Origin of the sequence: Pectobacterium sp. CFBP8739 (assembly GCF_013449375.1) — a bacterium.
Taxonomy (GTDB): domain Bacteria; phylum Pseudomonadota; class Gammaproteobacteria; order Enterobacterales; family Enterobacteriaceae; genus Pectobacterium.
Genome location: NZ_JACDRR010000007.1, coordinates 14984 through 36369, shown reverse-complemented (window position 1 = coordinate 36369; position 21386 = coordinate 14984). Strand labels below are relative to the sequence as shown.

Annotated in this window: 17 protein-coding genes; 7 read left to right on the top strand and 10 right to left on the bottom strand. The window is 51.3% G+C overall.

The window, feature by feature from the left end:
* Nucleotides 1-116 precede the first annotated feature (116 nt).
* The 4 genes from suhB to H0247_RS06120 all read left to right on the top strand — a co-directional run bounded on the left by suhB (nt 117) and on the right by H0247_RS06120 (nt 4094).
* Nucleotides 117-920, top strand: coding sequence for an inositol-1-monophosphatase (suhB, locus tag H0247_RS06135; RefSeq protein WP_180741755.1), 804 nt, complete (start codon nt 117-119; stop codon nt 918-920).
* 169 nt (nt 921-1089) lie between these two features.
* Complete coding sequence (locus H0247_RS06130; RefSeq protein ID WP_180741754.1) at nt 1090-2208, top strand: ABC transporter substrate-binding protein; 1119 nt, start codon at nt 1090-1092, stop codon at nt 2206-2208.
* Nucleotides 2209-2214: 6 nt separating this feature from the next.
* A complete protein-coding gene (locus H0247_RS06125; protein ID WP_180741753.1) occupies nt 2215-3297 on the top strand; it encodes an iron ABC transporter permease in 1083 nt (360 codons plus the stop codon).
* Complete coding sequence (locus H0247_RS06120) at nt 3294-4094, top strand: ABC transporter ATP-binding protein (RefSeq protein ID WP_180741752.1); 801 nt, start codon at nt 3294-3296, stop codon at nt 4092-4094. The genes H0247_RS06125 and H0247_RS06120 overlap by 4 nt, the downstream gene beginning before the upstream one ends.
* Nucleotides 4095-4223: 129 nt before the next feature.
* Here the strand turns inward: H0247_RS06120 and H0247_RS06115 are convergent, their stop codons facing one another.
* The 6 genes from H0247_RS06115 to glyA all read right to left on the bottom strand — a co-directional run bounded on the left by H0247_RS06115 (nt 4224) and on the right by glyA (nt 11960).
* Nucleotides 4224-5882, bottom strand: coding sequence for a methyl-accepting chemotaxis protein (locus H0247_RS06115; RefSeq protein ID WP_180741751.1), 1659 nt, complete (start codon nt 5880-5882; stop codon nt 4224-4226).
* A 430-nt stretch (nt 5883-6312) separates the two neighbouring features.
* Nucleotides 6313-7440 carry an ABC transporter substrate-binding protein gene (locus H0247_RS06110; protein WP_180741750.1) on the bottom strand — a complete coding sequence of 376 codons (1128 nt, stop codon included), beginning with the start codon at nt 7438-7440 and terminating at the stop codon, nt 6313-6315.
* 118 nt (nt 7441-7558) lie between these two features.
* Nucleotides 7559-8632: a nickel/cobalt transporter gene (locus H0247_RS06105; protein ID WP_180741749.1), complete on the bottom strand. Its 1074-nt coding sequence runs from the start codon at nt 8630-8632 to the stop codon at nt 7559-7561.
* Nucleotides 8623-9282 (bottom strand): DUF1007 family protein, encoded by a 660-nt coding sequence (locus H0247_RS06100; RefSeq protein ID WP_180741748.1) that lies wholly within the window; start codon nt 9280-9282, stop codon nt 8623-8625. Before H0247_RS06100 ends, H0247_RS06105 begins: the two co-directional genes overlap by 10 nt.
* A 44-nt stretch (nt 9283-9326) precedes the next feature.
* Entirely contained in the window at nt 9327-10487 is a 1161-nt protein-coding gene (locus H0247_RS06095) for a 3-phenylpropionate MFS transporter (protein WP_180741747.1), read from the bottom strand.
* Between the two features lie 219 nt (nt 10488-10706).
* Nucleotides 10707-11960, bottom strand: a complete 1254-nt coding sequence (glyA, locus tag H0247_RS06090) for a serine hydroxymethyltransferase (protein ID WP_180741746.1) — start codon at nt 11958-11960, stop codon at nt 10707-10709.
* A gap of 362 nt (nt 11961-12322) precedes the next feature.
* Here glyA and hmpA point away from each other — a divergent pair, with 362 nt between their 5' ends.
* The 3 genes from hmpA (at nt 12323) to pemA (ending at nt 16736) form a co-directional block, all read left to right on the top strand.
* Nucleotides 12323-13513: an NO-inducible flavohemoprotein gene (hmpA, locus tag H0247_RS06085; RefSeq protein ID WP_180741745.1), complete on the top strand. Its 1191-nt coding sequence runs from the start codon at nt 12323-12325 to the stop codon at nt 13511-13513.
* A gap of 359 nt (nt 13514-13872) precedes the next feature.
* Nucleotides 13873-15531 carry a pectin acetylesterase PaeY gene (paeY, locus tag H0247_RS06080; protein ID WP_180741744.1) on the top strand — a complete coding sequence of 553 codons (1659 nt, stop codon included), beginning with the start codon at nt 13873-13875 and terminating at the stop codon, nt 15529-15531.
* 98 nt (nt 15532-15629) lie between these two features.
* Nucleotides 15630-16736, top strand: a complete 1107-nt coding sequence (pemA, locus tag H0247_RS06075) for a pectinesterase PemA (RefSeq protein ID WP_180741743.1) — start codon at nt 15630-15632, stop codon at nt 16734-16736.
* A gap of 62 nt (nt 16737-16798) precedes the next feature.
* On the opposite strand, the gene glnB is transcribed toward pemA, so the two are convergent.
* The 4 genes from glnB to H0247_RS06055 form a co-directional block, all read right to left on the bottom strand.
* On the bottom strand, nt 16799-17137 hold the full coding sequence (glnB, locus tag H0247_RS06070; protein ID WP_005970202.1) for a nitrogen regulatory protein P-II: 339 nt from the start codon (nt 17135-17137) through the stop codon (nt 16799-16801).
* A 132-nt stretch (nt 17138-17269) separates the two neighbouring features.
* Nucleotides 17270-18607, bottom strand: coding sequence for a two-component system response regulator GlrR (glrR, locus tag H0247_RS06065; protein ID WP_180741742.1), 1338 nt, complete (start codon nt 18605-18607; stop codon nt 17270-17272).
* Nucleotides 18604-19440, bottom strand: coding sequence for a two-component system QseEF-associated lipoprotein QseG (gene qseG / locus H0247_RS06060; RefSeq protein ID WP_180741741.1), 837 nt, complete (start codon nt 19438-19440; stop codon nt 18604-18606). Before qseG ends, glrR begins: the two co-directional genes overlap by 4 nt.
* A 35-nt stretch (nt 19441-19475) precedes the next feature.
* Nucleotides 19476-20912 carry a HAMP domain-containing sensor histidine kinase gene (locus H0247_RS06055; protein WP_180741740.1) on the bottom strand — a complete coding sequence of 479 codons (1437 nt, stop codon included), beginning with the start codon at nt 20910-20912 and terminating at the stop codon, nt 19476-19478.
* Nucleotides 20913-21386: the final 474 nt, after the last annotated feature.

Here is a 21386-nt window from a genome sequence, read left to right as displayed (position 1 = left end):
AGGAAGTAGTGCAAAAAGGAAATCGCTATACCTTAACACAAACTTAGCTATTTTACTTTTCTGCTGCTATACTCTGCGCCGCTTTCCGTTCTTTAACATTCCAGTGGACCGATACCATGCATCCGATGCTCAACATCGCTATACGCGCTGCGCGTAAAGCCGGTAATTTGATTGCCAAAAACTATGAAACGCCAGACGCCGTCGAAGCCAGCCAAAAAGGCAGCAACGATTTTGTAACCAACGTCGATCGGGATGCTGAACGTCTGATCATTGAAGTCATCCGCAAATCTTACCCGCAGCACACCATCATTGGTGAAGAGTGTGGCGAGCTGGCAGGTGAAGATCCGGCAGTACAATGGGTTATCGATCCTCTGGATGGCACCACCAACTTCATCAAACGTTTACCTCACTTCGCTGTATCTATCGCGGTCCGCATTAAAGGCCGTACCGAAGTTGCCGTCGTTTACGATCCTATGCGCAATGAACTGTTTACCGCGACCCGTGGTCAAGGCGCGCAGTTGAACGGCTATCGTCTGCGCAGCAGCACGGCTCGCGATCTGGAAGGCACCGTACTGGCAACAGGCTTCCCCTTCAAATTAAAGCAACACAGCAAAAGCTATATCAATGCCATCGACGCCCTGTTCACCCACTGCGCTGATTTCCGCCGTACGGGTTCTGCTGCACTGGATCTGGCGTATGTTGCTGCGGGTCGCGTTGACGGCTTCTTTGAAATCGGCCTGAAGCCGTGGGATTTCGCAGGCGGCGAGCTGCTGGTTCGTGAAGCAGGCGGGATCGTAACAGACTTCGTTGGCGGCCATAACTACATGGCGTCCGGTAACCTGGTTGCAGGCAACCCACGTGTGGTGAAAGCGATGCTGAGCACCATCCGTGAAGAATTGAGCGACGCGCTAAAACGCTAATCTTGACCGACTCCGGCTCCTACATAAAAATGCAAGGGGCTGGAGTTGTTATTTTTCTTTACATATGAATCCTGTATACGCATTGTTTATCCTTATACGATAATAATTATCAACCGCATTACACTGATAACTTCATCACATTGATAAACTGTGAATTAGGATCACCACCATGTTAAGAAAATCAGTAAGATCGTTTTTTTTGACCGCACTCTGCACCGCGCCATTCTTTAGCTACGCTACCCAATATCCTCTTACCGTCACCGATCTCGACGGAAAAAGTGTCACCATTAAACAAGAACCACAGCGCATCATTCTGCAAGATGGGCGTGATATTATGGCGATGGCATTGCTCGATCGCGATAATCCTTTCCAGCGTCTGGTCGCCTGGAACAATTTGGCGAAAAAGCAGGACACCGCAACCTGGGACATGCTGAAAGGAAAATGGCCTCAGTCCGTCGGCATTCTGGATATGGGGTTCAGTGACAAAGGGAATGTCGATCTGGAAAGCGTGCTGTCAAAACAGCCTGACCTGATGATTGCCCAACTGCGTGCCAAAGCTGCGCTGAAAGAAAGCGGCGTAATCGACAAGCTCAACGCGCTCAATATTCCCGTCCTGTTTGTCGACTACGAAGTGAATCCGGCGCAAGATACCGCCCCCAGCATCGACTTGTTAGGTCAGGTTCTGAACCGTGAAGCCAATGCCAAAGCGTATACCGATTTCTACCGCCAACACTTTGATGCCATTCAGCAGAAAACCGCTGCAATCACGCCAAAACCGAGCGTCTTTGTTGAACCCATTGCCGGAAACTCGGACTCCTGCTGCTTCACACACAGCAAAAGCGGCTGGGGCGGATTAGTTGAAGCGGTCGGCGCGAAAAATATTGGTTCAGATTTGCTGCCGGGGGCAACGGGTTTTGTCTCGCTGGAAAAAATCATCAGCATGAAACCTGACGCCTACATCATGACGGGCTCTAAACGTGGCAACAGTCAGGTACTGCCATTAGGCTATGGCGCCAGCGTCGACGATGTCCGCGCTCAGGCCAATACGTTGTTAAGCCGTACCGGTATTAGCCAGATTCCGGCTGTTGAGGCGAAACACGTTTATGGCGTTTACCACCATTTCTACAACCATCCCTACAACATTGTCGGTATGGAATATCTGGCAAAGGATATTTATCCTCAGGCGTTTACCAGTTTGAATCCTGATGACACCTATCACCATATCATTCAAAATTTTACCTCGCTGCCTGACAGTGACTTTATCTTTGCCTGGAAACAAGGTGAGTAATTTTTCATGAGTACAACCACTGAACCGGGCATCCGCACCCCTGTAGCAGATGCCAACACCGTTATGGACAACTATCGCGGCATCATTCGACGCCGTGTGAGTGTTATGGCGATACTGCTGTTGATCATCATCGGCTCATTGTTACTGGATTTCACGATGGGGCCTTCAGGTCTGACGCTTGATGTGCTTTGGCAGACGCTGACCGATCCGGCCAGCGCCGATGCGGGTACGCGCGTAATCGTCTGGGATATTCGTCTGCCTTACGCGCTGATGGCGATTATTGTCGGGCTGTCGCTCGGGCTGGCGGGTGCAGAAATGCAAACCATCCTGAACAACCCGCTGGCCAGCCCGTTTACGCTCGGCGTGTCTTCCGCAGCCGCATTCGGCGCCGCGCTGGCTATCGTCCTCGGCATCGGTATCCCCGGTATTCCGGCTCAGTGGTTTATCTCTGCAAACGCCTTTATCTTTGCCCTGCTGGCAGCCTTGCTGCTTGATGGGATTACACGCTGGACGCAGGTCGCCACCTCAGGCGTCGTGCTGTTCGGTATCGCGCTGGTGTTCACCTTCAACGCGCTGGTTTCCATGCTCCAATTCATCGCCAACGAAGACACGCTGCAAGGTCTGGTGTTCTGGACGATGGGCAGTCTGGCCCGCGCCTCGTGGGAAAAACTGGGTATCCTGCTGTTGGTGCTCGCTATCGTGATGCCCATTTCACTGATGAGCTCATGGAAACTGACCGCACTGCGGTTGGGTGAAGATCGCGCCGTGAGTTTTGGCATTAACGTTCGCCGTCTGCGTCTGGCGACGCTGCTGCGCATCAGTATTTTGTCCGCCATTTCAGTCGCGTTTGTCGGCCCCATCGGCTTTATCGGTCTGGTGGCTCCGCATATCGCACGTATGGTTTTCGGTGAAGATCACCGCTTCTATCTGCCTGCCAGTGCATTAACTGGCGCGCTGGTGTTGTCGATGGCGTCCGTCGCCTCGAAAAACCTTATCCCCGGCGTCATTATCCCTGTCGGGATCGTCACATCACTGGTTGGCGTTCCCTTCTTCCTGAGTATTATCCTGCGCCACAGAGGAAACGTATGAACCAGCAAACCTCTTCTGGATTACGCCTTTCCCACTTTCGCGCGGGTTACCCCAAGCGTCAGGTGATTCACGATCTGTCCGTACCACAGCTGCCGCGCGGGAAAATTACCGTGCTGCTTGGCCCCAACGGCAGTGGTAAATCCACGCTGCTGCGTGCAATGGCGGGTCTGAACGCTTCTGAAGGCGAACTGTGGCTGGATGACACCAATCTGATGACGTTACCGTTCGCTCAGCGGGCGGAAAAAGTCGTTTATTTGCCGCAATCCTTGCCCGCAGGCGTTCACCTGCACGTGCTGGAATCGATTATCGTCGCCCAGCGTGCGTCCGGCGGCATGCACAGTGCCGAAAAGCAGGATGAAGTGATGAGCCTGCTGCGTCAGTTGGGCATTGAACATCTGGCGTTGAGCTATCTCGATCAGCTATCCGGCGGACAGAAACAGCTGGTTGGATTAGCGCAATCGTTGATCCGTCAACCCTCGCTGCTTCTGCTGGATGAACCGCTCAGCGCGCTGGATCTGAACTATCAGTTCCACGTGATGGATTTGGTACGCAAGGAGACGCGTAAGCGCAACATCATCACCGTCGTGGTAGTGCATGACATCAATATCGCGCTACGTCACGGCGATCACGTACTGATGCTGCAAAACGGTAATTTGATTGCTGATGGCGCACCAGCCGAGGTGATTAGCCCGGAAAGTTTGTCAGCAGTCTATGGCGTACGCGGGCGCATTGAGCGCTGTTCGCAGGGGGTGCCGCAGGTGATTATCGACGGGCTGGTCAGCGAACCGACAATCTAAGCTTTTCTCTGTACGAATAGACGGTGAGTTCCCTCACCGTCTTCCTTATTCTCATCTTACTTATAAGATGGTTTTCTCATCACGCCAAAACGCCGTACTTATCATTTATACTGCACGCAACATGCAGGGTTAAAAACTCTGCCAATCCGTATCATTCTGAGCCTTTTTCTTTGCGGGAGAAAGGCGTGGTGCAGAGAGCTGAGGGGAAGCGGATACAGGCACAGAAGCCAGTGCCTGAGTGGCCGCCTGCCCTACAACGAACTGCCCCACCAATTGGCTCAACGTATTGGCTTGTTCTTGCAACGATTGTGACGCCGCGGAGGCCTCCTCCACCAATGCCGCATTTTGCTGAGTCACATCATCCATCTGATTAACGGCCTGATGTACTAAGTTAATCCCCTTACTTTGCTCTTCCGTTGCCGCCGCGATTTCATTCACCAAATCGGTCACTTGCTGGATAGCGTCTTTCATCGCCGACATATTTTTTCCTACATCGCTCGCTTGATCCACACCCTCCGATACCAGCGAATTTGAGGCATCTATTAAATCTTTGATTTCACGCGCTGCCGTAGATGATCGCTGTGCCAGCGTGCGGACTTCTCCCGCAACCACGGCGAAACCGCGGCCTTGTTCACCAGCGCGTGCCGCTTCTACCGCTGCATTTAGAGCAAGAATGTTGGTCTGAAATGCAATGCCTTCGATAAGCGCAATAATGTCAGTGATCTTGCCCGAGCTAGTACGGATATGTTCCATCGTATTCAGCATGGTGCTGACGGAATCCGCGCTATTGACCGAAATTCGGCTAGCATTCCCCGCCAGCAGACTCGCCTGTTGTGTATTCTCTGCATTCTGACGTACCGTTTCCGCCAGTTCCGTCATACTCGCCGCCGTTTGCTCCAGCGAAGCAGCCTGTTCTTCGGTACGGGATGACAAGTCTTCATTCCCAGCAGCAATCTGCGTCGCCGCGCTGCTCACAGACTGCGACGATGCACTCACGGCTGCCAATGCAGATGAGACTCTGTGGATCAGGCTGTTGAAAGCTCTGGCCGTATTTCCCACCTCATCTTTACGTCGTTCATCTGCCTGTATTGTCAGGTTAAGACTATGGCTCACGTTTTCCATCGTTTGGCTCATGGCGTTCAGGCTTTTTCTAATGCCCAGAATCGTTCTTACCGCGAAAAAGCCGATCAACAAAACAATCAATATCGAACTCGATAATAGACCGATCCATGATTTCTCGTAAGCGGCAACATTCTGCTTACGTAACTCATCTCCGATTCGAACATTAAGGTTAAACTGTTCGCGATAAGTTGCGATTAAATTGCGAACCGCTTCTCCCGGCCCTCCAACTCCCTGTAAAAGCTTGAGAGAGTCTTCTTTTTGGTTTGAGCGCGATGCAGCAAAAAAAGCGGGAAGTGACGACTGTAATTTTCCAATTATATCCGCAGCCTGATTCGACACCCGAGCATCTTCTTCATTCGATGAAAGATTTTTCAGGTAATAGTCATTAAGCGCTTTTACTTCTTCAGAAGTTTTCGTTATGTCTTGCTCAATAGCACTGAGTTTTTCATTTTCTGAGATAGTTTGGTGACGATACAGAAAAAGTACCAATGAGTTACTTTTTTCGACTAATTGACTTATGTATTTGAAACTCGGGATTGTATTTTCCTGAACATATTCAGCACGAGATTGAAAGCCTGATAATAACGACAATGTAACGATGACCAACGAGATCAACGCTAAGGACATTAACGAGAATATCAGTAGCAAGCGTTGTGTGATATTCATAGCCACTCCATTTTCAAATTTTATACCGCGTATTTTTACTGATTCAAATATGCGTAAAGAACGGAATAGTTATTCCTACACGTTATATCGAACCAGAATCTGAGATATCGCCACCACATCCATTATCGCCAGAGGAGCAAGCAGCTTTATAGTATTGATCGCAAATATTATTTAATAAAACCGTACTAATGATGATTAGCTATTAAAGTAAAATTAATAATAGCTAAAAAATCTAAAATTTCGACATTCGATAAACAGAAAGGGAAAACGTATTTGTTTTGAATACTAACAGAATCAAGTTCGGGATGAGCGGCGGGTGGTTTAGCACTTCAAATAACACAACCAATGCACAGGCGACTTGCAGGATCATGAAATCATTACAGAAAAGCACTGAGCCATAGAACCCAGTGCTTTTTATCATCTGGCGATGTTACTGTTTCGCAGGCAGCGTAACCCAGTAACCTGGTTGATACGGCAGCGGCAGGAACTTCTCATGGAAGGTACGGAACGTCGCGTCAGGATCGATATCCTTAAACAGCTCCGGGTGCATCCATTTTGCTAATACCTGAATCGCTACAAACTGATATGGGCTGTCATAGAACTGATGCCAGATTGCATGAGCATTGCCATTGGTCGCAACAGGTAGCGTTTTAAATGCAGAACGTTCCATCAGTTTTTGCAGGCGTTGCAGCGCTTCTTTCTGATCGGCTCCTGGCCCAACGCCAACCCAACCATTCGCCGTGTTGTAGTTTTTCCAGTTCGCCCCTGTCACCACCACCACATCCGGACGCGAGCTGATAATCTGTTCTGGGTTCAGCGTACCAAACGTGCCAGGGATGATGTTCTTGGCAATGTTGTCACCGCCAGCAGCCTCAACCATACGGCCAAAGTTCTCATCACCGAATGACATGCAGCATTCTTCATCATAGCCGCCTGCGCGGTCGATCATTACTTTCGGACGTGGGCCCTGATAGTTCTTCAACCGATCGGTAACCAGCTCAATTTGCTCACGACGGAATTTAATAATCTCGTCCGCACGCTGTGGCTTGCCCACCAGTTGGCCCATGATGTGAATGCTTTTCTCCGCGTTCTCAAACGGCTTCTCGCGGAAATCGATAAACACGACCGGAATACCCAGCGAATTGAGTTTCTCGATCAATTTGCCTTCATCTGTTGCCGCTTTTGACTCCAGATTCATCAGCACCAAATCCGGTTTCAGCGTCAACGCCTGCTCAACGTTGAAAGTACCGTCTTTCGCTCCACCAAAGGTCGGCAGCTTTTTAATTTCTGGGTATTGTTTTTCATAAGCCAGATAGCCGTCGTAATCCGCTTTTGGCAGATCATCACGCCAGCCAACCACGCGCTGGAACGGAGCCTCGGTATCAAAGGCAGCGAGCAGATAAATCTGTCGACCTTCACCCAAAATAATCCGCTTCACTTCAGATTTAATTTCTACCTTCCTGCCACTAACATCTTCAATAACAATCGGGTTAGCGCTCGCGACAGCACTCGCACTCAGCCCCAACAGAACAACGACTGAGAACAGCCATTTTTTCATTATTATTCCCTTCTGCAATTATGGTTATAAGTGATAATAGTTATCATTATTGAAATGATATCCTGCCGTGATTATCGGAAGCAATGGGTTTTTAGCGCGAGGTTAATAAAAGGTAAAATTAGCCGGAGAATGGCCGAATACCGCCCATCATCGCGGGCTGTGCGCTGAGGTAAAGCAGGACGCCGGAGCCAACCAAAATCAGCCCGCCGGCAAATGCCAGAAGAGAAAACGTCGCACGCTGCCATACGGGCGATGCCCGATTTGCACCTAAACGCTCAACGATACGGCGGCAGTAAAAAACCAATACGGCCAGCGCCGAGATGGTGATCGCCGTTCCGCCTGCCATCACCAGCGCAGAGGCGACGCCCCACCAATACACGCCGAGCACTTTAGAGAAAAGCAGCACCAGAATAGCGCCTGAACAGGGGCGCATTCCCATCGCCAGCACAATCATCAGACGCGTGCGCCAACGGCTATCGCGCTCAAGCTCCTCATTGCTCGGAAGATGGCGGTGCCCGCAGCCACAGTCGGCATCGTGCTGATGCAAAGAATGGGATAGAACGGGCGTAGGGCGAAGCCTCATACGTCTATCCGTTGGTACGTTAAGCTGAGTGACACGCAAAATAGTCGCAGGTTTAGGCTGCTGTACGAGGATGGTAGACAGCTGTTTTAACGCACGAAAACAGAGCAGTAACCCCAGTCCCGCGACCAGCACAAAGCTCCCTTTTTCCATCCAAAAACTGCTGTTGTGCAACGTTCGGCTGGATAGCTGCAAGATCCCTAATACCACGGTCACCAGCGCCACAGCCATCAGCCCCTGAACCAGCGACGCCGCAAGCGTCAACTTCAGGCTACTTTTGAGCTTCGACGGGTGGGTCGCCAGATAGGTCATGATGACCACTTTACCGTGCCCCGGCCCGACGGCATGGAGTACACCATAGATTAGGCTGAACATCATCAGACTCAGCCCCGCCTGATGCGGCTGCTGTTCCACCATTTGCAACAGGTGCGACATTTGCTGATGCAGCGATTTCTGCCAAATCGCGCTTTGCAGCACGAGTTGCGGCCAGTACCCTACGATGTAATGCAGCGCCGAAGCCAACAGTACCAAAAACAGCCATAGCGGCCACAAATCGCGCAGCCGACTCAACAGCGGACGCCGGCGCGGCAGCGAACCGAGGTTCACTGACATTGCAACGTCACCCGCTGTGCAAACTGTTTACCCAGCTCCATATCTTCGTCCGGCGTATCGTTCTTATCCAGCGATAACGCATAGGATTGCAGGTCAGCGTTAGGTTCTGGTGTGACGAGCGTGGTTTTACAGCGCGAGGCTAACTCAGGCGCGAGCTTCACAGCCTTGTCGTTCTGATAGGACATATCGACAAAATAGGTAGGATCGTAAGTAGAAATCAGTAAAGGTTTTCCGGCCAGCGGCTGTGGATGTGCCAACGGCAGTACAAATTCCAGTACCGCCTGATTACCTTTGCGGGAAAGGTGATACTCGGTTGGCAGCGGCGTATATTTCACGGGCTGGCCATCACGATAGATATCAGTAAAATAGTGCTGCCCCCAGACATTAGCCATCACTTCCGCCGCCAGTTTCTTCCAGATTTCAGAATCCGCTTTCGCCTTTCCTGCGTCATACAGCAAATCGGCCGACGTGATGGGATCCATTGTCCATTGCATACGTAAACCGGTGATGTGGTCGTTCTGGCTCTCAACTGTGGTCTGCATATCAATAAAACTGTGTGGGTGAGCGAAAACGGGTTGGCCGAATGCCAAACCTGCCATCAGCAACGTTATCCGTCCGCACCCGCGTTTCAAAGCGTTATAATGTAACATTATCTTTACCACACGATGTTATCTTGACAGTAGATACCACTTTATTAGACCTTTTCGACTGCGGCACGGTGACTGACGGAAGGCCGCATAAACAGTGCTGGCACCGCCAGCAGCGCCATCACCCAGAACGTACCGCCCTGTAAATGTTCGAACAGGAAACCGGATACCATCGTCATCACCGCGATGCTTCCCCCCATTGCCAACGCGGAATACACCGCCTGTAGCCGCAGGATGTCACCATCGGAACGCGCGGCGATAAAGCGCATAGCAGCCAGATGGCACACGGTGAACGTGCCACAGTGCAATATCTGTATCACAATCAGCCACGGCAGAGCCACCGTCAAGCCCATTAACCCCCAGCGCACCACACCACACACGGCAGAGAGCAACAGAAGCTGTCTGGCGCTCCAGCGTCGGAATAGACGCTGGCTGAAGGTAAAGATGATAATTTCCGCGACCACGCCTAACGACCAGAGATAACCGATGATCGAGGCGGAATAGCCCGAATCTTGCCAATAAATAACGCTGAAACCATAGTAAGCCGCGTGTGCGCCCTGTAGCAGGGATACGCAAAGCAGGAAACGCCATACCGCGGGTTCGGTCAGCAATCGTTTCCACGGCGTGACGCTAACCGACTGCGCGGTTGACGCTGCCGCTTGCGGCATCACGCTGGGGCGAAGCAGCATACCTAACAGCATGACAACCAGCCCCGCGCTGAGAATGGCCAAAATCGCGGGGTGTCCCCAGATGGCAACCAGTTCGCCCGTCGCCGCAGAAGCGATGACAAACGCGATCGAGCCCCAAACCCGCACCTTGCCGTAATCCATCACGACCTGCCGCTGCCAAGTCGCGGCTAATGCATCGGTCAGCGGCACCAGCGGCGCGAAAAACAGGTTAAACCCAATCATCACGATCATCAGCCACAGCCAGGCATTTCCCAGCCAGAAACCGACAACTAACGCCAGTGACAGCAACGCTAGCCCGCGTAATACTGTAATCAATTTGGACGGATCTTTTACGCTGGGCGTGATAACCAGACTGCCGACAAAACGCGCCACCAGCCCCGCTCCCAGCAGCATCCCGATCGACTCGGCGGACAGCCCCTCGCCTTTCAGCCATCCCCCCCAAAATGGCAGGAAAACGCCATAGCAAAAAAAGTAGGTGAAATAGCTCAGCGCCAACCAGCGCGTCGATTGCAAAACCATGATGTCTCCCTTTCGATGGCGAAGACTCCCGTTCACCATCCTGCGAACCGTCGCAAATGCGATGTTTCTTTACTGGTTACTCTTTTTTGCCGATTACTCTGTCAGAGAGCATGCGACGGCCCGTAAGGTGGAGGCCAGGGATGGCCGCCATAAAAAACGCCAGCACACAGGCTGGCGTTCAGGACGCGTTCCGACAGTGATGTCAGAGAAACGACCGAATTATGCGTAAACTGGGAAGCGAGCGCAGATATCCAGCACTTTCTGTTTCACGCGCTCAATGGTCGCTTCGTCGTTGATGTTGTCCAACACATCACAGATCCAGCCAGCCAGCTCACGCACTTCCGCTTCTTTAAAGCCGCGACGGGTTGCCGCCGGTGTACCAATACGGATACCGGAAGTCACGAACGGGCTCTTCGGATCGTTAGGCACGCTGTTTTTGTTCACGGTGATATTCGCACGACCCAGTGCAGCATCAGCCTCTTTACCAGTCAGGTTTTTGCTAACCAGATCCAGCAGGAACAGGTGGTTGCTGGTTCCGCCAGAAACGACGTTGAAACCACGTGACAGGAAGACTTCAACCATCGCTTTCGCGTTTTTCGCGACCTGCTGCTGATACACCTTGAATTCAGGCTCCATCGCTTCTTTCAGCGCAACCGCTTTACCTGCGATAACGTGCATCAATGGGCCACCCTGACCACCAGGGAAAACAGCAGAGTTCAGCTTTTTGTACAGCTCTTCGTCACCGCCTTTCGCCAGAATCAGGCCACCGCGTGGGCCAGCCAGCGTTTTGTGCGTCGTCGTGGTCACGATGTGAGCATGAGGAACCGGGTTAGGGTAAACATCGGCGGCAATCAGACCGGCAACGTGTGCCATATCGACAAACAGGTAAGCGCCGATGCTGTCAGCGATTTCACGCATCTTGGCCCAGTCAACCACGCCAGAGTAAGCAGAGAAACCACCGACGATCATTTTTGGCTTGTGCGTACGTGCCAGTTCCGCCATTTCGTCGTAGTCGATTTTGCCGCTTTCATCAATACCGTAAGGAATAACTTTATACAGTTTGCCTGACAGGTTAACCGGAGAACCGTGCGTTAGGTGACCACCGTGCGCCAGGTTCATACCCAGAATGGTGTCGCCCGGTTGCAGCAGCGCGGTGTAAACGGCAAAGTTAGCCTGGGAACCAGAGTGCGGTTGTACGTTGGCATAATCGGCACCGAACAGCGCTTTCGCACGATCGATAGCCAGTTGTTCAACCACGTCAACATACTCACAGCCGCCGTAGTAACGTTTGCCTGGATAACCTTCAGCATACTTATTCGTCAGCTGAGAGCCTTGAGCCTGCATAACGCGTGGGCTGGTGTAGTTTTCTGACGCAATCAGTTCAATGTGCTCTTCCTGACGCACCACTTCTTGCTCCATTGCTTGCCACAGGTCGGCATCATAATCGGCAATGTTCATTTCACGCTTTAACATCCGGATCTCCTGACTCAGCTAACATAAATATACTGGGAATTAATGACCCATTTGGGAATTGGGCTACCCTTTTGGGGAATGGCGTATAGTGTAAACCGTTTTTCCCTAATGAAGATAGGTCTTGACAGAGGTTTTTACGCAAACGATTAGCTACAGGCAGCGCAAGGCTTCAGCAAATATGAGCTGCACGATGGTCAACGGATTTTTCTTCATTTTCAACCTGCTCTTTCTTCATGTTATTCCCTTTAGCTCCCACCTAAAAAAGCCCTACCACTAAAAAGGTAATTTACAGTGACGGACAAACCCAATAAGATGCATTAAAAATACAACTTATAAACCATACCAATAAATCAGGAGTCACCATGCTGGATAACCAAACTATCGCCATTGTTAAATCAACCATTCCTCTGCTGGCGGAAACCGGCCCGAGACTGACCGCGCATTTTTACGATCGCATGTTTACGCATAACCCTGAGCTCAAAGATATTTTTAACATGAGCAACCAGCGCAATGGCGATCAACGAGAAGCGTTGTTCAATGCCATCTGTGCTTATGCGACGAATATTGAAAATCTGGCCACGCTGCTGCCTGCGGTTGAGCGTATCGCCCAGAAGCACGCCAGCTTTAACATTCAGGCCGATCAGTATCAGATTGTGGGTAATCACTTATTGGCAACGCTGGATGAAATGTTTAGCCCAGGACAAGCGGTGCTGGACGCCTGGGGTAAAGCCTATGGCGTGCTGGCGAATGTTTTCATCCAGCGCGAAGGCGATATCTACCGCAGCACCGAAGCGAAAAACGGCGGCTGGAGCGGTGTACGACCTTTCCGTATTGTGAACAAGCAGCCGCAAAGCGCCGTGATTACCAGCTTCACGCTGGAACCTACCGACGGCCAGCCGATTGCTGATTTTCAACCGGGTCAGTATCTGGCGGTTTACATCAAGCATGACAGTTTTGCCAATCAGGAAATTCGCCAATATTCTCTGACGCACGCGCCAAATGGAAAATCCTACCGGATTGCAGTGAAGCGTGAAGCACAGGGCACCGTTTCCGGCTATCTGCATGATACCGCGCGCGAAGGCGACATCATTCATCTGGCGGCACCGCACGGCGACTTCTTCCTTGACCTCCCTGCTTCCACACCCGTTGCCCTGATTTCCGGTGGCGTGGGGCAAACCCCCATGTTGGGTATGCTGCATACGCTCAAACAGCAGGATCATCAGGCAAAGGTGTTATGGCTGCACGCGGCAGAAAACGGCACGGCCCATGCGTTTGCGGATGAAGTCAAACAAACGGGAGACTCATTGCCGCAGTTCCAGCATCACATCTGGTATCGCGAACCACAGCAGGCCGATCGTCCGGGCGAAGATTATCATCACAGCGGATTGATGCAGTTGGCTTCACTAAGAGATGAGTTAACCACGCCAGATATGCACTATTACCTGTGTGGCCCAGTGGTATTCATGCAGTTTATTGCACAGCAACTGCTGGCAATGGATATCCCAGTTGAACAGCTACATTACGAATGTTTTGGTCCGCATAAAGTTGTCTAACCTTCATTGATAACGGATCAAACCCAAAGGTCGCTCTTACGGCCTTTTTTCATTTTCCCCCTTACCAAAAATACTTTATCGGTCACACTTTTATGCGCTGATACACGAGCTATCTGCTAAAAAAGAGGTGGGTCACAAAAAAACACATCTTATTAAAATAATATTTCATTTTTAATGAATGATTATTTCATAAAAGAACCTGTGTTTAAGCATCGCCCTTGAATCGGCTTGGGTGCACAATAAAGCCCCGACGTTTCTCTAAAGACCGTGACAAGAACGATAAAAAACAGCGACTTTCCTTTGATAACGCCTAGGTTCATTAACCGTTTTCGACTAACCAACAAGGGATATGTCTGACCATGGCAAAACGTTTTTCAGAAAGTGTAGCTTTAGCTCTGATACTTTCCGCCCCTTTCACACTGGTACACGCTAAAACCCCCACCGCTGCACACCAGACCGCCGCGCCAGAGAGCGCGAAATGGCTGTCGGGTTCAACGCTGGGTGAAAAAACCGGTTTATCGGGTAATGTGACCGCACGGGATATCCACCTGCCTGCCACCATCATTATCAGAGACCAACAAGGTCAGAAGCGGCAGACCCAGACCGATGAGCAAGGAAAATATCACCTCGATGTCTCTGGCCTCACGCCGCCGTTACGCCTTTTAGCCATCGAATCCGGCGGCAATAATTGCCTGTTGAATAATATTCCTCGCGCCATTTGCTTGTCCGCTGTCGCGCCTACATTGCATGACGGAAAAGAAAATATCGCCAATATCAACCCGCTGACTGACCGCATTACCTCAGATATTGCGGTGGCAGCAGGCTACATTGGTCCACAGCAGCTCACGGACGGCACGGCATCACCGAAACTGGACGCCGCAGCATGGAAAACAGCCTACGCCGATTTTCATGCAGGATTTAATGACGCGTTAAAACAGGTAGGCGTCAACGCGCCCAAACGTTTCGATCCTCTGACTTACCCTGCGGCCCAGCAGGATGCGGTCACCAAAATCGTCAACGTCATTAACCATACGCGCAATTATCACAACGACACCGGCCATTCTGGCCATACAGTGCTGACCGACAGCACATTCCATCCCATCGTCGGTCTGAATAATAAAGGCGATTATGAACCGCTGGATTATCGTTCTGCCCGCCAGAGTCTGGACGCGATCCAGAAAGCGCAAACCCGCATTTTCATCGTCGGCGACTCTACCGCAGCAACCTATGAAAAAATGCGCTTCCCGCGTATGGGATGGGGTCAGGTTTTTGAACAGCAGTTCAGTAAAAACAGCGGTGTAAAAGTCGTCAATGGCGCACGTGCAGGCCGTAGCTCACGCGACTATTTTTACGAGGGCTGGTTCCGTCAGATGCAGCCACTGATGAAGGAAGGTGATTTCCTGTTTATCCAAATGGGACACAACGATCAAAACTGCAACAGTGCGAAAGCGGTACGTGGTCCGGCGGACGTCGCTAACCTGTGTACTTACCCGAACGATGCCGCAGGGAAAAAGCAAGCGCCGCAAGGGAAAGCCGATATGTCATTCCAAACATCGCTGGAGCGCTACATCACTTTCGCCCGTCAGCACAAACTCACACCGGTTCTGTTGACCCCGACTACCCGAGTAAAAACAGCAGATGGGAAAAACGGCACGCCAGCGGTACATAGTCACTTCACCAAGCAAAACGCGGAAAATGGTTATGCCTTTATCGGCGATTACAGCCAGACCATCAGGAATACGGCTGCTGATAATAAAGTGATTTTACTGGATGTAGAACCTGCCACTATCGCGCTGGCGAATCAGGGCAACAGCGATAGCTGGAAACAGTACTGGCTGGTGATCGATCCCAAAAAATATCCTTACTATCGCGATCAGGCGGGTAGCCTGAGCAAGCCAGATACCACCCATTTCCAGCAAAAAGGCGCTATTGCTGTGGCAGGGATTGTCGCTGATGCCATTCGGCAGGAACCCGCTTTAGCCGCTCTGGCGGAGAAAACCGTCAGCAAACATAAGTAGTTGTTAGTCAGGCAAAACGATAAAAACGAATCGCGCGCGGTGTACTTCACCGCCGCGCGTTATGTACCCTTCCCTATACCAATTAAAGGACTATGGACATGATAGACACCTCACGCCTCTGCAAAACGTTGACCTTAGCCATGTTAATTTCCTCCCCCTGGTCGTTAGCACAGGCAGCCGACTACAATGCGCTGGTTTCTGCCAATGCAACGGGTGCCAACGCCTACAAAACCATCGCTGAAGCCATCGCCAGCGCCCCCACAGATAGCTCTCCATTTGTTATCTATGTGAAAAATGGCACGTATCATGAACGCCTGACTATTACGCGCCCTAACATTCACCTACAGGGTGAAAGCCGTGACGGCACTGTGATTGCAGCGAACACTGCGGCAGGTATGCTCAAGCCCGACGGCAGCAAATGGGGAACCTATGGCAGTAACACGGTGAAAGTCGATGCGCCTGACTTCAGCGCTCGCTCGCTGACCATCCGCAATGATTTTGATTACCTCGCCAATCAAGCCAAAGCCAACGACGACCCTACAAAATTAAAAGACTCGCAGGCCGTTGCGCTACTGGTTGCCGAAAATAGCGATCGTGCGTGGTTCCATGATGTTAGCTTGGTAGGGTATCAAGACACGTTATATGTAAAAGGCGGACGCAGTTACTTCTCCAAATGCCGAATCAGCGGCACCGTTGACTTCATCTTTGGTAATGGTACCGCGCTGTTTGATAATTGCGACATTGTCGCGCGTAACCGTACCGACGTGAAAAATCAGCCGATTGGCTATCTCACCGCCCCCAGCACCAATATTAAACAAAAATATGGTCTGGTTATTATCAATAGCCGGGTGACTAAAGAGAAAGACGTCCCGGCGAAAAGCTATGGTCTGGGCCGCCCGTGGCACCCAACGACCACCTTTGACGATGGTCGTTATGCCGACCCTAACGCGATTGGCCAAACCGTCTTCCTGAACACCAGCATGGACGACCACATCTATGGCTGGGACAAAATGTCCGGTAAAGATAAACAAGGTAATACAATCTGGTTCCATCCGCAGGACTCACGCTTTTTCGAGTATAAATCCAGCGGTAAAGGCGCAGAGAAAAACGCTCAACGCCGTCAGTTAAGCGATGCGGAAGCCACAGAATACACCGTAAATAAGGTGCTAGCAGGTTGGGTTCCTACCGCTCCTAAAGGGAAATAAATGTGGAGAAGCCAGCCTGATAGGCTGGCTTCTAAGGGGTATTGTCGGGGGAAGCGAAACGATTAAATCGCTTCTTCGTCTTCTTCACCGGTACGAATACGGACAACGCGGGCCACATCAAAGACGAAGATTTTACCGTCGCCAATTTTACCCGTTTGCGCGGTCTGCGTGATGGTTTCTACACAGGTATCGACGATATCATCGGACACGACAATTTCGATTTTTACTTTTGGCAGAAAATCGACCATATATTCGGCGCCACGATACAGTTCGGTGTGGCCTTTCTGACGACCAAAGCCTTTAACTTCCGTTACCGTCATCCCTGTGATGCCCACTTCAGCTAACGCTTCACGCACATCGTCCAGTTTGAACGGCTTAATAATCGCATCAATTTTCTTCATGGAGGAACCTTTGTGTTATCTATGTTGCGGCCAAAGCCGAGCATCAGCAAATAAACAGCATGTCAGAACTCAGGCAGACAATCCATACCCACCCCGCATCACGCTGCAAGCGAGCTGCCAGTTCTCTCAGCGCTAGTCTTTAAAATCGTTGGCATCCAGCTCATGGCGGCCCAACAGTTTATAAAATTCCGTTCGGTTACGCCCGGCCATTCGCGCAGCCTGCGTCACGTTACCTTTTGCGATCTGTAATAACTTCCGCAGATAGTTAAGTTCAAACTGGTGGCGCGCTTCAACAAAGGTTGGCAACGCCGTGTTTTCGCCTTCTAGCGCTTGTTCAACCAGCGCGTCACTGATAACTGGCGCGCTGGTCAGCGCCACACATTGTTCAATGACATTCACCAGTTGACGCACGTTACCCGGCCAGCTTGCCGTCATCAAGCGCTTCATCGCATCGGTTGAAAAGGTGCGCACAAAAGGCTTGTGGCGGTTGGCGGATTCACGCAACAGATGATTTGCCAGCAGAGGAATATCTTCGGCACGTTCATGTAGCGCAGGCAGCTTCATATTCACCACGTTGAGCCGATAATACAGATCCTCGCGGAATTCGTTTTTCTCCATCGCCTTTGGCAAATCACGGTGCGTGGCGGAAATAATCCGCACGTCGATATCGAGATCGCGGTTGCTCCCCAGCGGGCGGACTTTTCGCTCCTGCAGCACGCGTAGCAGTTTAACTTGTAGAGACAGCGGCATATCGCCGATTTCATCTAAAAACAGCGTACCGCCTTCCGCCGCCTGAAAAAGCCCCTCACGGCTGCTCACCGCACCGGTAAAAGCGCCTTTGGCGTGACCGAATAACTCAGATTCCAGCAGCGGTTCCGGCAGCGCGCCGCAGTTAATAGCAATAAATGCTTTCTTCGCACGCGGACTGGCCGCATGAATGGCCTGAGCCAGCACCTCTTTCCCAGTTCCGCTCTGCCCATTAATCAACACGCTAACATCCGACTGTGCAACCATTCGAGCCTGTTCAAGCAGGCGTAACATAATCGGGCTGCGCGTCACGATGGTTTCACGCCAGCTTTCATCACCCGCCGGCGCAGACAACGCCAGTGCTTCATCTATCGCTTTGTAGAGCGCATCACGGTCAACAGGCTTCGTCAGAAAACTAAATACTCCCTGCTGCGTGGCGGCAACCGCATCGGGAATCGAACCATGAGCGGTTAAAATGATTACCGGCATCCCCGGCTGATAGCGCTGAATTTCGGAAAACAACGCCATGCCATCCATCTCGTCCATACGAAGATCGCTGATCACCAAATCGAACGTCTCACGCGTTAACAACCGCAGCGCCTCCTGGCCGCTCTCCGACGTCATCACGCTAAATCCTTCGCTGGTCAGGCGCATGCCCAATAGCTTCAGCAGACTGGGGTCATCATCCACGAGCAATAAATTCGCCGTTTTTCGGGCTGTCATTGTCTTGTTGACTCCTTCTTCGTCGTCGGTTTGTCCGTATGCGATTCCATCGGCGGCGTATAGGTGTCATCTGCATCCACTGGCTCACTTCTGGATTTCGTTGCCGAATTACGTGAACCCTCTCTATTCCCCCCCGCACCGCTACGGCGATCGGTATCGTTATCAGGCATCTCTCCCGACAGTTGCTTACGCGACGACAGTTGACGTTCAATATCCGTCAGGTTTTCCAATTTCTGCGTGGTCGTTTCTAACTGGTATTGCAGGTGATTTTGCTGAACGCGCAGGGCGTCTAACTGTTTATCGCTGGATTCCTGTAAACGCTTATAGCGCAGGCGTTCATCCGAGAGCGCCAGAAACAGCGTTTGCCTGTCACGCCAGGTTTGCATCAGCGGACGCAACGCAGCAGGGAAAGCCAGACGGTATAAATTGATCTGTTCCAGCACCTGACGCCGCTCGAGCTGAGTAATGCCGGCATTATCCAGCAAAATACCCTGCTTAAAGGCGCTATCCCAACTATCCCCCGCAACCAGCTCAGCTTCCTCACGAGCCTGAAATTGTGTCAAACGCCCAGCACAGTCCATCGCCCGCAACCAGTAAAGGGCGTTATTCATGGATTCACGATCGTCTATCTGCCACAGGTGCTCACATTGCGCGATACGGAAATCCGCAACCTGTTCTTTCGGCGGGGCAGCTTCTGTTTCCAACTGCGTAATGCCATTGTTCACATGGCTATTACACGCCGCTAAAACGAGTGGCGACAACATCAGCGCCGCCTGAAAAAGACGGGAAAATACGCGATTCGTAAGCCATCCCTTCATAAACCATGCACTCATTATCTATTCATTCTCAGACGTTATTCATCATCAGACTATTCGTTATCGGGCAATAAGAGCAGCTCAATGCGGAAACACACATCAGCATAGTCCACGGTAATCAGGCTAAGCTCACCACGCATACGACGAATGCAATCACGCGCAATACTCAATCCCAATCCGCTTCCTTTAACCGCACCACGGCGCTGGTGGCTTCCCTGATAAAAAGGCTCAAAAATCATGCTCCGTTCTGCATCGGGAATGGGCGTACCATTGTTGGCGACATCAATCTGAACGCGATTGCCAATCTGACGGCTATAAATCCAAATGTTACCGGATTCCTTACCGTAGTGCACCGCATTGGAATAGAGATTATCAATCACTCGCATCAACAGCGTCGTCTCCGCCCAGCAGTGCCCAACGGCCAGCGCTACATCGGTATGAATCATTTTGGTACGAGCTGGCAAACTGTGAGACGACACGACAATATCGACGATCTCTTCGATTTCAACGCGCTCCAACTCGGTCGGCGTATCCGCCAGTTTGCGATTGTAGTCCAACAGTTGATCGATCAGCTGTAGCAGGTGGCGACTGCTGCTATCGAGGATAGCAACGACCTCTTTCTGATCGGCAGTCAGTGGGCCAACCACCTCATCGGCCAGCAGTTCAGTGCCTTCCCGCAGGCTCGCCAGCGGCGTCTTGAGTTCATGGGAAATATGGCGTAAGAATTCATGTCGCTGCGACTCCAGCCACGACAGACGCTCGCTTAGCCAGATAATGCGCTGCGCCAGCGTCCGGATCTCACGCGGGCCTTTGAAGGTGCTACTGTTCCCCAGCGATCGACCTTCGCCAAGGCGGTTGATCATCCGCTCTACACCATTAACTGGACCAATAATCATCCGTGTAAAGAGCACCACCAGCAGCACGCTGACCAGAAACAAGAGCAGCGCCTGCCAGCCAAAAAACTGGCCGCGTTCGGAAATGGCCTGCTGGAGTTGTTGTCCACGAGAGAAAACAACGTCACGCGTCATCTGAACCAACTGCCCATTAGCACGAGAGAACCCTTCCAACAGACTCGATGCGGTTTGTTCTGGGCCGCTGTTATGACAGCGAATTTCACTGAGTTGAGTAAGAAGCTGACGCAGCGTCTGGTAATAGCGGGGATCCGGCAGCACCTGCGTGTGGGAGTCCAGCATTTGAGAATATTGTTTACGCTGGTTCTGGTAGAGCGTTGCCAGCGTCTGATCGTCCAATACGCAATACTGTCGGTAGCTACGCTCCATTGCCAGCGCTACGCTGGTCATCGATTCACTGCGGCGGGCATCCGCCAGCGTTGTTCGGTTGATATCAGCAGCTTGTTCGCTCAGCATATTCAGGCTTTGGTAAGCCTGATAGGCCAGCACCAACAGAGGAAGCAGCACCAACAAAAACGCCATAATTACCAATTGCCGCAGGGAACGCGGGAATAAACGCCATCGTTTCAAAGAAATCATCTCGTTACCTATCGAATCCGCATTGATGCTAACCGAGTCTTATAAAAGTTCAACGTTTTCCCTTGTGACATGCGCAACGCTTCGCAATACGGCATGAATGCCAATGTCACGACGTAGAAAGTCACGACGTAAAAAGCAATCAAAGGGGATTGGATTCTCTGGAGGAGAGGTGACGGAGAGCAAAACGTCACGCGGCCAGAAGAATCGCTCTCTCTGGCCGCGTAACTGAATAGGCGGTGCCTCACTCAACGTGTCGCCCGATGCTTGATAACGTTCGTTTTCACGCCCTGTTATCGGTCTGGTGGACGATAGGCACCCTTTCTTTTGGCATCATTCCAGATGTTATGAGCGAAAATATTTGCCAGTCAGCAACGCAATCATAACCAGTTGAATGAGCAACACAAGTTATAAGCACTTATCATGCCAACTATTAAAAAATAAAAATAACACACTGATTATAAATAATTTTCACCC